Below are 15,426 nucleotides of genomic sequence, written 5' to 3'. Positions count from 1 at the left end.
CCGGGGTGGGGTGAGCGGTGTGCGGGCGGCGCGGGGCGCGGCGGCCGGTCGAGACCTGCGGCTCAGTGGCCGGTCGAGCCGCCGTTGTCGCGGCGGTCGAGGGCGCGCTGGAGCGCGGCGGCGGCGTTCTTGCGCTCGGCCTCGGCCTGGCGGGAGGAGTGGCGGACGCGGCGGGTGGTGGTGTTGGCCATGATGGATCGACTCCTTGAGATCGCATGGATGCCGGGGGCGGGCCGCACAGCGTGGTGCGGCGCCGAGGCCGGGCCGGGATCGGATTTCGAGGTGCCGGAAGGAGCGGGGAGCGTACGCCGCAGGGGGTGACCTGCTTCGGGGCGTGCGCCCGCAACCGCCACAGACGCTCGATCGAGCGATTCGTTCGGCTCCTACAAAGCTAGGACAGTCGGGCCGCTCTGTCTCTACAGTTAGTCGGACTTCCTACTATCTGAGACGGCCACTCCCCCGCGCTCCGCCCGCAGCTCACGGATCAGGGCCCGTACGGCGAGGGATCGTGCCTGCTCAGGGGTGGTGAGGTAGCCGATCGAGCGGGTCGGGCGGTCCGCTCCGAGAGCAGTGATCTCGATTCCGTCCGGTGCTCCGTACAGGGACAGACCGGGCATGATCGCCATACCGAGACCACGGGACACCATCGAGAGCACCGCTCCGTCGTCCTCGGCCTCCACCGTCGCCCGGGGGATCCACGCCTGGGCCGCCCACCAGTCGCGGGTGTACGAGGTGCAGTTCTCGGCCCAGTCGACCAGCGGCAGCGTCCGGGGCGCGGGGTGCCCGGCCGGGTGCACCAGGGCGTACTCCTCCTCCAGCAGTACGCCGCCGACCAGCTCGGCCGGCGCGAGCGAGGTGGTCCCGATCGTCGCGACCGCCAGGTCGGCCCGCCCGTCCAGCACCTCACCGGCCGTCCCCCGCCCCACCTCACGCACCATCCGCACCACGGGCTCGATGCCGGGGTGGCGGGCCGTGAGGCGTTCCAGGGCCGGCGGCAGCAGATGCAGGGCCGCACTGCGGAACGCGGCGATCCGCAGCGGCCCGCCGACCGTGTCCCCGCCGCCGGGCCCGGCGGCGGCCCCCCGCGCCTCGGCGCCCATCACGTCGAGCAGCCGCAGGACGCGGCGGGCGTGCGCGGCGGCCACCTCACCGGCCGGGGTCGGCGTGGCGCCGCGGCGGCCGCGCTCGAAGAGGACGGCGCCGATCCTGCGCTCGCTGGACCGGACGGAGTGGGAGACGGCGGACTGGGTCATGCCGAGCTGCCGGGCGGCGGCGGAGAACCCGCGTACGTCGGCGACGGCGACGATCACGCGCAGCTCGTGCGGGGCGAGGTCGGTCATCGCGAGGCCCGCCCCACGCCGTCCACCGGGCGAGGCGTTGAAGACCCATGAAAGCTGCTCATGGAAACGATTCTTCCATCGACGCCACCCCCTGCCCGGCCACCGCGCTCCCTCCTACCGTCGGCGGCATGACGACACAGCGCACCGCCCGCACCCTCCACCTGGCCGCCCGCCCGCACGGCTTCCCGACGGCCGGTCTCTTCGCCGTGCGCGAGGCACCCGTACCGGAGCCCGCCCCCGGCACGGCCGTCGTGGAGAACCTCTACCTCTCCGTGGACCCGTACCACCGCGAGGAGATGGACGGCGGCTGGGCGCTGGGCGTCCCGCTGGAGGGCCGGGCCCTCGGCCGGGTGACGGCCTCCCGCGCCCCTGGGTTCGCGGAGGGCGACCTCGTCCTGCACCGCGAGGGGTGGCGGACCCATGCCGTGGTGGTGCCCGGCGAGGGCGGGGTGCGCAAGGTGCCCGCGTACGACGGGGTCCCGCTCGCCGCGTACGTGTCGATCCTCGGCGGCACCGGGCTCACCGCCTATGTGGCGCTCACCCGGACGCTGGAGTTCCGGGCGGGCCAGGACCTCTTCGTCTCGGCGGCGGCGGGCGGGGTCGGTACGGCGGTGGGGCGCATCGCCCGGCTGCTCGGCGCCGGGCGGATCGTCGGCAGCGCGGGGACGCCGGCGAAGGTGGCCCGGCTGACCGGGGAGCTGGGCTTCGACGCGGCGTTCGACTACCACGACGGCCCGGTCGGGGAGCTGCTGGCGAAGGCGGCGCCCGACGGCATCGACGCCTACGTGGACAACGTCGGCGGGGACCATCTGGAGGGCGCGATCTCGGTGCTCCGCGAGCACGGGCGGATCGCGTGGGTCGGCGCCATCTCCCAGTACCACTCGGCGCACGAGCCGCCGGCCGCCCCGCGCAACCTGTTCGACATCGTGGAGAAGAGCCTGCGCCTGGAAGGGGTGATGGTGCGCAACCACCGCGACGTGCAGCGGGAGTTGGAGGACTTCCTGGTGCCGCATCTGCAGAGCGGCGTGGTCGTGCCTGACGTCACGGTGGCGCACGGGTTCGAGCGGACGGTGGAGGGGTTCCTCGGGATGCTGCGGGGCGGGAACACCGGGAAGATGCTGATCCGGGTCGCCGACTGAGGCCCTGCGGCGCGGAGTTGGCCCGCGCCGCCTACAGCAGGTCGCCGTCGCGCCAGTCGAAGACCAGCGGGTGGCCGGCGGCGGGCAGTACGTGCCCGGCGGCCGGGCGGACGTAGGTGGAGCCCTCCTCCTCCGGCAGCGCCACGGTCCCGTGCGGGCCGAGGGCGGCGAGGCTCCCCGGCCACACCTGCCAGCCGCGGGAGGCGTAGAGGGCCGCGCCCGCGTCGGAGGCGGAGAGCGCGCCGAACTCGTACGCCCCGTCGACGACCCGCTCCAGCGCGCCCATCACCCGGTGGCCGAGCCCCTGGCGGCGGCGGCCGGGACGGACGGCGACGGCTTCGACGTATCCGGCGCGCAGCGAGCGGCCGTCGTGGAGCACCCGGCGCTGGACGATCGAGCCGTGGGCGACGAGGAGCCCGCCGGTGTCGCGCACCAGGGCGTGGACGCCGCCGAGGGAGTGCTCCCAGTCGTCGTCGCCGAAGTCGCCCTCGAAGGCGGTGTCCAGCAGGGTGCGGATCTCGTCCCGTACAGCCGCGGTCAGCTCATAGGTGTGGGCGGCGTGCACCGCGGGGAGCTCGGTCATGGTCCCAGTTTCCCAGGCACCGGCTCCCACCAGGCACGCAGGGGCGATACGGGGCACGGGACGCGGGGTACGGGATGCGGGGTTACGGAATGCAGGGCACGGGACGCGGGGCACGGGACGCGGGGTACGGAGCCGGTCGAGGCGGCTCCGTACCCCGCGCCTCACCGGCTCAGTACACCGAGACGCCGTACGCCTGGAGCGCCTCCACCACCGGCTGGTGGATGGCCGAGCCCGCGGTGCCCGAGCAGCCGGAGCTGCCGGAGTGGATGCCGAGGGCGACGGAACCGGCGAAGTGGGCGCCGCCGCTGTCGCCTCCGGCGGAGCAGGCGGTGGTGCGGACCATGCCGTAGACGGGCCCGTCACCGTAGTTGACGGTGACGTTGACGGCGGTGACGGTGCCGGAGGTCACCTTGGTGGTGGAGCCGCTCTTGCGGATCGCCTGGCCGACGACGGCGTTGGCGGCGGAGGCGATGTCCTGGGTGGAGCCGTTGTAGAGGTCGACCGATCCGGCGGGCGAGGAGCCGTCGGTGTAGCGGACGATGCCGTAGTCGTTGGTCGGGAAGCTGGTGCCCTCGCGGACGCCGGTGACCGGACCGCCGGAGGTGGCGGACCAGTTGGCGGAGATGTTGGTGCAGTGTCCGGCGGTCACGAAGTAGCGGGCGCCGCCCTTGGTGACGTTGAAGGCGGCCGAGCAGCGGCTGCCGCCGCCGTAGATGGCCCCGCCGCCCAGCACCTCGCGGTGGAAGACGCCGGGTACGCGGCTGATGCTCACCGCTCCGCCGAGCCGCTTCGCGACGGCTTGGAGGCGGGCCATGTCCCGCGCGGAGACGGAGGAGTCGGCCTCGACGGCGACCTGGTTGGTGCGCGGGTCGATACCCCAGGAGGTGCCGGTGATCTTCGCCTCGGCCTCCAGGGTCCCGATGGCGGAGTCGAGTTGGGCGGCGCTGCGGGCCACCCGGCGCACGGTGGCCCCGGTGGCACGGGCCTGCTCCTCGGCCCGGTCGGTGGTGACGGTGACGACCAGGTCGCCGGTCTTGCGGTCGAGGTAGGTTCCGGCGGTGCCGGCGCCCAGCGTGCGTTCGACGGCGGCGTCGAGTGCGTACGCGGAGGCGGAGGGGATCGCCGAAGGGGCAGCGGCGACGGGGATCGCCGAGGGGGCGGCGGCGGTGTGCACCTCGGCGGCGGTGGCGGGGGTGGCGCCGAGGCCGAGGGCTCCGGCGACGAGCAGGACGGAAAGGCTCAGGCGGGCGCGGGAGTTGCGTCTCATGGGGGGAGCTCCTTCTCGGGTGACGCGTGGGGACGTACCGAGAAGAAATTTGACATGTTCATTACCTGAGCCACAAGACCGCGTGCCCCGGAGAGTGCCCCGAGGAGCGTCCGGAGGAGTGTTCCGAGGCACACGCCCGGCGGACAGCCGGTCCCGGTCACCGGACACTGACCGGGACCGGCCCCCGCCCTGGCCGGTCCCCCGCTTCCCCCGGCCGCCCCCGCCGCGCACACTGCGCCCATGTCCGACACGACACCCGCACCCCGGCAGTGGTCGCCCACCCATGGCGGCCCGTACCGCCCCGCCCCCTACCGCCCCGAGCGGACCGCCCCCGAGGAGTCCCTGGCCCGCGCCGCCCGGCTGCGGGAGCGCATGGACGAGCGCAGGACCGTCCGCGCCTTCTCCCCCGACCCGGTCCCCGAGCAGGTGCTGCGCGACGCCATCGCCTGCGCGGCCACCGCCCCCTCCGGCGCCCACCAGCAGCCGTGGACCTTCGTCCTGGTCAAGGACCCCGAGGTGCGCCGCCGGATCCGGGAGGCCGCCGAACACGAGGAGAAGCTGAGCTACGACGGGCGGCTCGGCGAGGAGTGGCTCGCGGCCCTGCGCCCGCTGGGCACCGACGCGGTCAAGGCCCATATGACGGACGCGCCCGCCCTGATCGTGGTGTTCCAGGAGCGCTACTGGCTCGGCGAGGACGGCACCAGGCGCAAGCACTACTACGTGGACGAGTCGGTGGGCATCGCGGTGGGGATGCTGCTCAGCGCCCTGCACCTGTCCGGGCTCGCCGCGCTGATCCACACGCCGAGCCCGATGCGCTTCCTCGGTGAGGTGCTGAACCGGCCCGAGAACGAGAAGGCGTTCGCCGTGATCCCCGTGGGCCATCCCGCCGACGACTGCGAGGTCCCCGACCTCGTACGCAAGTCGCTGGACCAGGTGCTGGTGGAGATCTGAAGGACCACTCGTACGTGGGGACACGTGGAAACCGCCCCCCGGCCGGTAGGGGGACCGGTCGGGGGGCGGTGCTCAGGGGGCCTTCACCAAGGCCCTGGAGCCCGGGGCGCCGTGCTGCGGCGCCCCGGGGAAGGGCGTCAGCCCTGGTGGGGGTAGGTGTACTCGGTCGGCGAGAGCAGGGTGTCCTTGATGGCCCGGGTGAGGGTCCAGCGCTGGAGGTTCTGCGGGGCGCCCGCCTTGTCGTTGGTGCCGGAGGCGCGGCCGCCGCCGAAGGGCTGCTGACCGACGACGGCGCCGGTCGACTTGTCGTTGATGTAGAAGTTGCCCGCGGCGTAGCGGAGCTTCTCCATCGTGTACGCGGCGGCCGCACGGTCGCCCGCGATGACCGAGCCGGTCAGCGCGTAGTCGGAGACCGACTCCATCTGCTCCAGCATGGCGTCGTACTCCGCGTCCTCGTAGACGTGGACCGCGAGGATCGGGCCGAAGTACTCGGTGGTGAAGACCTCGTTGTCGGGGTCCGAGCAGACGATGACGGTCGGGCGGACGAAGTAGCCCACCGAGTCGTCGTACGTACCGCCGGCCACGATCTCGCACGCCGGGTCGGACTTCGCGCGGTCGATCGCGGCCTTGTTCTTGGCGAACGAGCGCTCGTCGATGACGGCCCCGATGAAGTTGCTGAGGTCGGTGACGTCACCCATCGTGATGGAGTCGACCTCGGCCGCGAACTGCTCCTTGAAACCGGAGTTCCAGATGGAGGCGGGGACGTACGCACGGGAGGACGCGGAGCACTTCTGGCCCTGGTACTCGAAGGAGCCGCGGGTCAGCGCGGTCTTCAGCACGGCGCGGTCGGCGCTCGGGTGCGCGACGACGAAGTCCTTGCCGCCGGTCTCGCCGACGAGCCGCGGGTAGGTGCGGTAGGTGGCGATGTTGTTGCCGACCGTCTTCCACAGGTGCTGGAAGGTGGGGGTCGAGCCGGTGAAGTGGATACCGGCCAGGTCGCGGTGGTTCAGCGCCACCTCGGAGACGGCGATGCCGTCGCCGGTCACCAGGTTGATGACGCCCTTGGGCAGCCCGGCTTCCTCCAGGAGCTGCATCAGCAGCACGGCGGCGTGGGTCTGGGTCGGGGACGGCTTCCACACCACGACGTTGCCCATGAGGGCGGGGGCGGTGGGGAGGTTGCCCGCGATGGCCGTGAAGTTGAACGGCGTGATCGCGTAGACGAAGCCCTCCAGCGGGCGGTGGTCCATGCGGTTCCACACGCCCGGGGAGTTGGCCGGCGGCTGCTCGGCGAGGATCTGGCGCGCGTAGTGCACGTTGAAGCGCCAGAAGTCGACGAGCTCGCAGGGGGTGTCGATCTCGGCCTGCTGGGCGGTCTTGGACTGGCCGAGCATGGTGGAGGCGGCCAGCGTCTCGCGCCAGGGGCCCGACAGCAGCTCGGCGGCGCGCAGGATGATCGCCGCGCGGTCGTCGAAGGACATCGCGCGCCAGGCCGGAGCGGCGGCGAGGGCCGCGTCGATGGCGTCCTGGGCGTCCTGCTCGGTGGCGCCCGCGAAGGTGCCGAGGACGGCCTGGTGGTTGTGCGGCTGCACGACCCTGACCCGCTCGCCGCCGCCCATCCGCTTCTCGCCCCCGATGGTCATCGGCAGGTCGATCGGGTTGTCGGCGAGTTCCTTGAGCTTCACCTCCAGGCGGGCGCGCTCCGGGGAGCCCGGGGCGTAGGAGTGGACCGGCTCGTTGACCGGCGCGGGAACCTGGGTGACGGCGTCCATGAGTGCCTTGTCTCCTTGGTGTCGGCGGGGGGTGTGGGTCAGCCCGGGGGCTGCTCAGCCCTTGGTGAGGATCGAGCGGCCGAAGAACAGCAGGTTGGCCGGCTTCTCCGCGAGGCGGCGCATGAAGTATCCGTACCAGTCGGTGCCGTACGCCGTGTAGACGCGCATCCGGTGGCCCTCGGCCGCGAGCCGGATGTGCTCGTCGCTGCGGATGCCGTACAGCATCTGGAACTCGTACTCATCCAGTTTGCGCCCGGCCTGGCGGCCGAGCTCCTGGGCGACGGCGATGAGACGGGGGTCGTGGGACCCGATCATCGGGTAGCCCTCGCCCTCCATGAGGATCCGGGTGATACGGACGTACGCCTTGTCGATCTCGGCCTTGTCCTGGTACGCGACGGAGGCGGGCTCCTTGTAGGCGCCCTTCACGATGCGGACGCGGCTGCCGGCGGCGGCCAGGCGGCGGGCGTCGTCCTCGGTGCGGAACAGGTAGGACTGGATGACGCAGCCGGTCTGCGGGAAGTCCTTCCGCAACTCCTCGTGGATGGCGAACATCGAGTCGAGGGTGGTGTGGTCCTCGGCGTCCAGGGTGACCGTGGTGCCGATGGCGGCCGCCGCCTCGACGACGGGCCGCACATTGGCGAGGGCCAGCTCGTGGCCGTTCTCCAGCGCCTGCCCGAACATCGACAGCTTGACGGACATCTCGGCGCGCGGGCCCAGGTCCAGGGCCTTCAGGCGCTCCACGAGCTCCAGGTACGCGTCACGGGCGGCCTCGGCCTGCGCGGGGGTGGTGATGTCCTCGCCGACGACGTCGAGCGTGACCTCCAGGCCCTTGTCCGCCGCGTCCTCGACGATCGGCACGACCTGGTCGACGCTCTCCCCGGCGATGAAGCGGTCGACGACCTGCTTGGTGCCGGGCGCGGCCGAGATGAACCGGCGCATCTTGTCGCTGCGGGACGCGGCGAGAATCACGGGACCCAGCACGGGGACCTCCACGAATATACGGACGAGGGGCCGTAACGGTACGAACGTGAACGGACCGGTACGGCACGGATAACCACTGTGAAATCTAGGTACCCCGCACACGCTGTGCCATCGACACCTGTCACGCATCCGTGGCCGCCATCTCAGACATCTGTATGAAGAAAGCGGGCGAAGGGTGCGAGAATGGCGGAGTGACAGGCGATTACCAGGAACTGGTCGACGAGATCTCCGCCCTCCTCGGCGCCCCCGCCACCCTGGAGAACCGCGATTTCGGCCTGGTCGCGTTCGGGGCCCACGACAGCGACGACGACACCGCGATGGACCCGGTCCGCACCCGCTCGATCCTGACCCGCCGCTCCACCCCCGCCGTCCGCGCCTGGTTCGAGGGGTTCGGCATCACCCGGGCGACCGGTCCGGTCCGCATCCCCGCCGCGCCCGAGGCCGGGGTCTTCCGGGACAGGATCTGCCTTCCGGTACGCCATCGGGGTGTCGTCCTCGGTTACGTCTGGCTCCTCGACACCGACCCCGGCCCGACCGAGGAGCGGCTGGCCGCGGCGATGGAGGTCACCGCCCGGATCGGGGCGCTGCTCTCCGACGAGGCGCGGGCGGGCGCGGACCTCTCCCGGGAGTTCGGCGCGGTGCTGACGGCCGGGCCCGGGCGGCAGCACGACACGGCGGTGGCGGCGCTGAGCGAGGCGCTGGGGCAGGACGCGGAGGGGCTGCACGCGGTGGTGTGCGTGACGCCGTGGAGTGTGGAGGACACCCCGTCGGTACGGGGCGTGGCCTCGGCGGCCGCACTGGCGACGGTCACCGGGGCGGGGACCGGGCCGGGCGGCACCGGGGCCGTGTCACTGGCCGCGCTGATCCGGCTGCGCTCGGCGGACCGGCTGGACCCGGCGACGGGCGCCGCGGAGCGCCTGCGTACGGGGGCGGGCCCGGGGGCCACCGGGGGGATCGCGGCACCGCGCCGGGGCCTGGACGCGCTGCCGGCCTCCTGGCGCGAGGCCACGGCGGCGGCCCGCGCGGCCCGCGCCGAGACCCGCTTCGGCCCGGTCGCCCGCTGGTCGGCGATCGGCCCGTACCGCCTGCTCACCGCCCTCCCCGGCACCGGCACGGACCCGGCCGACCCGGCGGTCGCCTCACTGCTGACCCCGCTGCACAAGGAGCTGGCGCACACGGCGGAGGTCTTCCTGGACTGCGCGGGCCAGGCCAGCCGGACGGCGGCCGAGCTGGGCGTCCACCGCCAGACGCTCTACTACCGCCTCTCCCGGATCGAGCAGATCACCGGCCTCGACCTGAACGACGGCGAGGACCGGCTGCTGCTGCACATGGCGGTGAAGCGGGCGCGGCTGTGACCGTGGCATCCCCGTGATCCGGGCCGGGCCACCGCTACGGCTGCCCCGCTACGGCTGCTCCGCAGCCACCGGCCGGTCACTCACCAGGGCGGCCAGCACCAGCGGCGCGTCGCCGTCGCTGTGGCCGACGGTCACGGCGAACCAGCGGTCACCGGCTCCGCCCGGGCCGGCGGCACCGACCGGGCCCCAGACGGTCAGGTCCCCGTACAGGTCCTCCGCGAACAGCGCCTGGAACAGCGGCTCCACGGGCGGGCCGCCGACCTGCCACCGTTGCAGCGGCACGTGCAGGGTGACGGTGGTGTGCGGGCCCCAGCGGTGGTCCAACTCCTGGGCCAGGGAGGCAAGGTGAGCCTCCGCCGCCTCCTCGGCGTCGTTCCACTCGGGGGCGTACACGCCGGTCAGCGGGTCGCCCTCCCAGAGCGGCACGATGCGGAAGCCCGCGCCCTCGGTGGCGGTCCACTCGCCCGTCACCGGGTCGCCCTGCGCGAGGGTGGGACCGGCGGGCGGTACGGGGGCGGCGAGGAGCTGTTCGGCCTCGGCCACCGCCCGGGGGAGCACGAAGGGCTCCCCCGCCCTGGCCGTCACAGCGCGGCCCGGGAGGTCGTAGGGGCGGCTCCGCGGGTCACAGCACCGCCCGGTCCATCGGGCGGGGCAGCGGCGCCAGGGCCCCCGCCTCGCGCAGGCGCTCGTACGCGCGCACCACCGCCGCGCTGTCGCCGGGGGCCGCGAAGCTCAACAGCTCGCCGCCGCCGGGGAGTTCCTGGCGGACCGCTACCAGATCCTTGGGGACGAGGGCGGCGCGGGCCGGGGAGAGGTAGCCGGTGCGGCCCACGACCGGGTCGCCGACCGCGTACCCGGCCTCGTCCTCCAACGCGTCCAGCACGTCGTCGTCGCTCACATCGCCGAAGTCCGGCTCCCAGACCTGGGCGAGGAGCGCGAGGATGTCCTCCTCGGGGACGGGTGCGTCGTCCGGGGCGTGGAGGATCACCGCGAGCGACTGGAGCAGGAACTCCGGCCGCCCGCCCGCCAGTCCGCTGACCTCCGCCTCCCAGCCGGGCGTTCCCGTGCCGACCAGCCGCAGCCCGGTGCCGGTCAGGTCCGACCAGTCCGCCGCGCTCCGGGCGGTGCGCACCGCGTCGAGCAGGGCGTCCCCCTCGGGGGTGAACGCGGTGGCGGGACCGTCCCCGTGCACCTGGCTCCAGGCGTCCGCCGCCTGCGGGACCAGCTCCGCGAGCCCGTCCAGGGTCCGCTGCCACCGGTCGGCCAGAGCGTCGGCGGACTCGGGCCTCGGGCCCCAGAAGCCCCGCACTACACGTCGCATGCTGATCTCTCTCCTCCGTCGCCGGACCGCTCCGGGTTTCCCCCGCGTGCTCCGGGTCCCCCTCGCGTGCAGGCTACTCGGCTACTCGTCGAAGGCTCCGGGCTTCCTGGTGCTGTCGCCCGGTTTCACCGGCGTGGGGACCACCTTGACCGGCAGCCCCTCGTCCCGGAACGCCTTCCTCGCCGCCTTCGCGACCTCCGGGTCCGAGAAGTGCCACTCCACCGGCTTGCCGCCGGCCGCCTCCACCTGGGCACGGGCCTCCGCCACGAACTTGTCCTTGCCGGACGGGGTGAGCGTGCCCGGGTCGGTCTTGGAGAGGTAGCTGCCGTAGCCGTTCTTGGCCTCCAGGTACGTCTGCCGGGAGGAGTCCCAGCCGTCGTACTCCACGGCCGGCTTGCCCTCGCGAGGGTGCGGTACGACGTACTCCTGGCCCCGGTTGGTGCCGGTGATCTGCTCCTGGTAGCGGAGCCAGGACTCGTTCTTCCAGTTGGGCGCGGGGTTGCGGTCCCGGCTCGCCCAGTAGCCGTCACCCGCGTCCGCGTCACCGAGCGTGCGGCTCGTGAGGTCGTCCGCCCAGGACGGCGGGTTGTAGTTGCGCGGGTCGGAGGTGTCGTTGCGCTGCGGCTCCGGGTGCTGCTTCTTCTCCAGCTCCGCCTTCCGCGCCCGCTCCGGCTCCTCCAGCCGCTTCTGCTCCAGGTGTGCGGCGCGCTCCTGTTTACGGGCTTCCGCCGCCGCGGCCTTCGCCGCCTCGTCGCAGCCGCCGGCCGCCGCGACCACCCGGCCCGGCGAGCCGCCCGCCAGCACACCCGTACCGTCACCGGGGACGCCGCCGGTCGCCCCGCCCCCGTACCGCACCAGCGGCGGCGCCCCTGACGCGATGGCACACCCCGTGCGGCGCGCCGCGTCCTCGGCACTGTCGGCCGCCTCGTCCGCCTCCTTCGCCGCCTTGCGTACGCCGTCGAGGTCGCCCGCCTCCGCCGCCTTGCGGGCCCGCCGCGCGGCCGCGCCCGCGTCGCCCGCCGCGTCCGCGACCTCGGAGGCCACCTTGCCGATCTTGCCGAGCTTTCCGGCCTTGCCGACGACCTTGGCCACGTTGTAGCCGGGGATGAAGAGCGAGCCGACGTTCCAGATCACATCGGTGACGGCCCGGGTCTTCTCCCCGTTGTTCCAGCGCTCGCGGACCTCGTCCCCGACGAAGACGTCGTCCCCGACCGTGACTACGGTGGTGACGGAGGCCTTGCCCCAGTCCCCGATCGCGCCCAGGTAGTCGCCGTCGCTCCACTTGTCGCCCGCGCCCTGGGAGTCCTTGATCCACTGGTCGCCGAGTTGGACGCCGTAGTCGGCGAGACCGGCCCACGTCTCGGGCTTGAACAGGTCGATGATCCCGGAGATGTCGCCCCAGATGCCGTCGACCACCAGGCCCTTGAAGACCTGCGTCGTACGGTCCCAGGCGCAGCCGAAGAACCCCCAGCCGCCGCAGTCCTCCGGCTTCTCGGCCTCCTCGCCTCCGCCGTTCTCGCCGCCCCCCTCCGCTGAGGCGGGGACGTCGTAGGCGGCCTCGGGCTCCTCGTGGTCCTCGGGGAAGGTGTCCTCGCCGGTGCCGGGGCGCCCGTCGTCGTCGGGGCCTCCGGTGCCGCCGCCGGAGGTGGAGCCTGTGGTGCCGGATGAGCCCGTGGAGCCCGTGGAGCCTGCGGAGCCGGAGGTCTCGCCGCCGCCGGTGGTGCCGGTGCCACCCGTCCCGCCGGGCCCGCCCGTCCCGCCTGTCGCGTCGCCGCCGGAGGCACCCGTACCACCCGTGACCGTGGAGGAACCCGCGTCCGTACCACCGGATGTCTCACCGGACGTACCGCCGTCAGCGCCCCCGTCCACACCCCCGTCAGCACCCTCGGACGACGATCCCCCGTCCGTCCCCGTGCCCCCCGACGTGTCCCCCGCCTCCACCTCGCCGCTGCCGCCCGAGACCGGGCACGAGCTGCCCGTCAGGGAGCAGATCGCCGACTGGAGCCCCTCCGTGATCCGGCCGCCCAGGCCCCCCACCGTCAGCGCCGCGATCAGCGCGACCACGATCAGGACCAGGCCCAGGTACTCCAGCGCGGACTGCCCCCGGTCCCGCCGCCAGGTGATCAGGTACGGGAGCGAGAGCTTCGGCGGCTCCCCGCGCTCCCGGGGCGGCAGCAGGAACCACGCCCGGCTCTGCGCCCGGCTCAGCAGCACCAGGATCACCACGGGCAGCACGAGCTGCGTGAACCCGTCCGGTGACCCGTCCGCCAGGTTGCCGAGGCCCCCGATGATCAGCCAGACCTGGACGGCGACGATCCCCCACCGCACCCGCCCGCCGCCCGTCCGCAGGTGCCAGGCCAGCAGGGCGCAGAGCACCCCGGGGGCGGAGGCGTACAGCAGGATGCCGAGCACCTGCGCGCCCATGGCGTCGGCGGCGATCGCGGAGCCGGAGAGGCCGATCGCGCCGAGGGCCGTCGCGCCGAGCAGGACCAGGAGCAGCACCCGTACGACGACGAGCGGGCCCGGGAGGTCACGGCGCGGGGCGGCGGCCGGCGCCGGGCCTCCCGCTACGGGTATGCCACCGACAGCAGACATACGTGATCCGACCCCCGGTGCCCATGAGTGACATGACAACCGGTCACCCTAGGGTCGGGGCGGCTCACCCGTCGTGGGCCCCAGGACCCAACCCGGGGCCCATAGGGGCGGGTTGGTCCTCGTAGAACGCAAGCGGCTGCCGGGCGCCTCCGGTGAAGGGGCGCCCGGCAGCCGGGTACGGAACAGGGTGGGTCAGTCGGTGAGGTTCACCGAGCGGGCCGAGGAGGCGCCGATCTCGTCGGCGATCTCCCCGAGCACCGCCTGCGGGACGGTCTCGTCGACGGTGAGGACGACCAGGGCCTCGCCGCCCTCCGCCGCCCGCGAGACCTGCATGCCCGCGATGTTCAGGCCGGCCTCGCCGAGGATCTTGCCGACCGCGCCGACCACACCGGGGCGGTCCTGGTAGCGCAGGACGACCATGTGGTCGGCGAGCGCCAGGTCCACGTCGTGCTCGCCGATGGCCACGATCTTCTGGAGGTGCTTCGGGCCCGCCAGCGTGCCGGAGACCGCGACTTCCTCGCCGCTGGAGAGCGTGCCGCGCACGGTGACCACGTTGCGGTGGTCGGGCGACTCGGAGCTGGTGGTGAGGCGGACCTCGACCCCGCGCTCCTGGGCGAAGAGCGGGGCGTTGACGTACGACACGGTCTCGTCGACGACGTCCTCGAAGACGCCCTTGAGCGCCGAGAGTTCCAGCACCTTGACGTCGTGCTGGGTGATCTCGCCGTACACCTCGACGTCGAGGCGGGCCGCGACCTCGCCCGCGAGCGCGGTGAAGATCCGGCCGAGCTTCTCGGCGAGCGGGAGGCCGGGGCGTACGTCCTCGGCGATGACGCCGCCCTGGACGTTGACCGCGTCCGGGACCAGCTCACCGGCGAGGGCGAGGCGCACCGACTTGGCGACCGCGATGCCCGCCTTCTCCTGGGCCTCGTCGGTGGAGGCGCCGAGGTGCGGGGTGCAGACGACCTGGTCGAACTGGAAGAGCGGGGAGTCCGTGCAGGGCTCCTTCGCGTACACGTCCAGGCCGGCGCCGGCGACGCGGCCCTCCTTGAGTGCGGAGTGCAGCGCCTCCTCGTCCACGATCCCGCCGCGCGCGGCGTTGACGATGCGGACCGAGGGCTTCACCTTGTGCAGCGCCTCGTCCCCGATGAGACCGAGGGTCTCGGGGGTCTTCGGCAGGTGCACGGTGATGAAGTCGGCGACCTCAAGCAGCTCGTCCAGGCTGAGGAGCTTGACGCCCATCTGCGCGGCGCGGGCCGGCTGGACGTAGGGGTCGTACGCGACGATCTTCATGCCGAACGCCGACATGCGCTGCGCGACCAGGACGCCGATGCGGCCGAGGCCGACGACGCCGAGGACCTTCTCGCTGAGCTCGACCCCGGTGTACTTGGAGCGCTTCCACTCGCCGTTCTTGAGGGCGGTGTTGGCCTGCGGGATGTTGCGCGCGGTGGCGACCAGCAGACCGCAGGCCAGCTCGGCGGCGGTGACGATGTTGGAGGTCGGGGCGTTGACGACCATCACGCCGGCCTTGGTGGCCGAGGAGACGTCGACGTTGTCCAGACCGACACCCGCGCGGGCCACCACGCGGAGCTTCTTCGCGGCGGCGATCGCCTCGGCGTCGACCTTCGTGGCGGAACGCACCAGGATGGCGTCGACGTCGGCGATCGCGGGGAGCAGTTCGGCGCGGTCGGCGCCGTTGCAGTGCCGGATCTCGAAATCCGGACCCAGAGCGTCCACCGTGGCGGGCGACAGCTCTTCAGCGATGAGTACGACAGGTTTCGAGCTCACGTGAGTCCTCACAAGTCCAGTGCCGGACGGCCGTCCCGACGGCCGCAGGCGGTGGAGGGGCTAGCCGCGTGGTAGACGCACGACACTGTGGGCCCTGACGCGTGTATGTGTTGAGAAGTGTAGTCATGCGACGGGCCGCGCACCGCGCCCTCGTGGAAGGATCACCCGCACGAGGGTGGACGTGATGTACATCCGTACGGAGCGCCCCCTTCCGGTGATGTGGAGCGGGGGGGGGGGGGGGGGGGGCGCCCCCCCCCCCCCCCCCCCCCACCCACCCCAGGACGGAGGTGTAAAAAAAAACCAACACCCCCACACCGGACGACAAGACATAAGAGGAGGA

At 73.1% G+C, this 15,426-nt stretch carries 13 protein-coding genes; 3 read left to right on the top strand and 10 right to left on the bottom strand.

What is annotated here, in order from left to right; translation table 11 throughout:
- Nucleotides 1-62: 62 nt before the first annotated feature.
- Nucleotides 63-191 (bottom strand): hypothetical protein, encoded by a 129-nt coding sequence (locus tag ACFWRT_RS14560; RefSeq protein WP_015611586.1) that lies wholly within the window; start codon nucleotides 189-191, stop codon nucleotides 63-65.
- Nucleotides 192-422: 231 nt separating this feature from the next.
- Nucleotides 423-1,340, bottom strand: coding sequence for a LysR family transcriptional regulator (locus ACFWRT_RS14555; protein ID WP_380950919.1), 918 nt, complete (start codon nucleotides 1,338-1,340; stop codon nucleotides 423-425).
- Between the two features lie 128 nt (nucleotides 1,341-1,468).
- Here ACFWRT_RS14555 and ACFWRT_RS14550 point away from each other — a divergent pair, with 128 nt between their 5' ends.
- The gene (locus ACFWRT_RS14550) at nucleotides 1,469-2,479 is read left to right on the top strand and encodes an NADP-dependent oxidoreductase (protein WP_380950920.1); all 1,011 of its coding nucleotides are present in this window, start codon (nucleotides 1,469-1,471) and stop codon (nucleotides 2,477-2,479) included.
- A gap of 31 nt (nucleotides 2,480-2,510) precedes the next feature.
- On the opposite strand, the gene ACFWRT_RS14545 is transcribed toward ACFWRT_RS14550, so the two are convergent.
- Both ACFWRT_RS14545 and ACFWRT_RS14540 read right to left on the bottom strand, forming a co-directional pair.
- Nucleotides 2,511-3,062, bottom strand: coding sequence for a GNAT family N-acetyltransferase (locus ACFWRT_RS14545; protein ID WP_380950921.1), 552 nt, complete (start codon nucleotides 3,060-3,062; stop codon nucleotides 2,511-2,513).
- Between the two features lie 169 nt (nucleotides 3,063-3,231).
- On the bottom strand, nucleotides 3,232-4,329 hold the full coding sequence (locus ACFWRT_RS14540; protein ID WP_380950922.1) for a S1 family peptidase: 1,098 nt from the start codon (nucleotides 4,327-4,329) through the stop codon (nucleotides 3,232-3,234).
- Nucleotides 4,330-4,569: 240 nt separating this feature from the next.
- On the opposite strand from ACFWRT_RS14540, the gene ACFWRT_RS14535 reads away from it, so the two are divergent.
- Nucleotides 4,570-5,280: a nitroreductase family protein gene (locus tag ACFWRT_RS14535; RefSeq protein WP_380950924.1), complete on the top strand. Its 711-nt coding sequence runs from the start codon at nucleotides 4,570-4,572 to the stop codon at nucleotides 5,278-5,280.
- A 137-nt stretch (nucleotides 5,281-5,417) separates the two neighbouring features.
- Here the strand turns inward: ACFWRT_RS14535 and pruA are convergent, their stop codons facing one another.
- A complete protein-coding gene (gene pruA, locus ACFWRT_RS14530) occupies nucleotides 5,418-7,049 on the bottom strand; it encodes an L-glutamate gamma-semialdehyde dehydrogenase (protein ID WP_380950925.1) in 1,632 nt (543 codons plus the stop codon).
- A gap of 54 nt (nucleotides 7,050-7,103) precedes the next feature.
- Entirely contained in the window at nucleotides 7,104-8,030 is a 927-nt protein-coding gene (locus ACFWRT_RS14525; RefSeq protein WP_380950926.1) for a proline dehydrogenase family protein, read from the bottom strand.
- Nucleotides 8,031-8,221: 191 nt separating this feature from the next.
- Here ACFWRT_RS14525 and ACFWRT_RS14520 point away from each other — a divergent pair, with 191 nt between their 5' ends.
- The gene (locus tag ACFWRT_RS14520; protein WP_380950927.1) at nucleotides 8,222-9,385 is read left to right on the top strand and encodes a PucR family transcriptional regulator; all 1,164 of its coding nucleotides are present in this window, start codon (nucleotides 8,222-8,224) and stop codon (nucleotides 9,383-9,385) included.
- Nucleotides 9,386-9,433: 48 nt separating this feature from the next.
- On the opposite strand, the gene ACFWRT_RS14515 is transcribed toward ACFWRT_RS14520, so the two are convergent.
- The 4 genes from ACFWRT_RS14515 to serA form a co-directional block, all read right to left on the bottom strand.
- On the bottom strand, nucleotides 9,434-9,970 hold the full coding sequence (locus ACFWRT_RS14515) for a hypothetical protein (protein ID WP_380950928.1): 537 nt from the start codon (nucleotides 9,968-9,970) through the stop codon (nucleotides 9,434-9,436).
- A 37-nt stretch (nucleotides 9,971-10,007) separates the two neighbouring features.
- Complete coding sequence (locus tag ACFWRT_RS14510; RefSeq protein ID WP_380950929.1) at nucleotides 10,008-10,706, bottom strand: serine/threonine-protein kinase; 699 nt, start codon at nucleotides 10,704-10,706, stop codon at nucleotides 10,008-10,010.
- Nucleotides 10,707-10,787: 81 nt separating this feature from the next.
- Nucleotides 10,788-13,301, bottom strand: coding sequence for a Tox-REase-5 domain-containing protein (locus ACFWRT_RS14505; protein ID WP_380950930.1), 2,514 nt, complete (start codon nucleotides 13,299-13,301; stop codon nucleotides 10,788-10,790).
- A 192-nt stretch (nucleotides 13,302-13,493) separates the two neighbouring features.
- Complete coding sequence (serA, locus tag ACFWRT_RS14500) at nucleotides 13,494-15,086, bottom strand: phosphoglycerate dehydrogenase (protein ID WP_380950931.1); 1,593 nt, start codon at nucleotides 15,084-15,086, stop codon at nucleotides 13,494-13,496.
- Nucleotides 15,087-15,426 lie beyond the last annotated feature (340 nt).

This window comes from Streptomyces cyaneofuscatus (assembly GCF_042718795.1).
Taxonomy (GTDB): Bacteria; Actinomycetota; Actinomycetes; order Streptomycetales; family Streptomycetaceae; genus Streptomyces; species Streptomyces cyaneofuscatus_A.
Note: the sequence above shows the minus strand (reverse complement) of the source record. Positions and strands in the feature narration are given on the sequence as shown.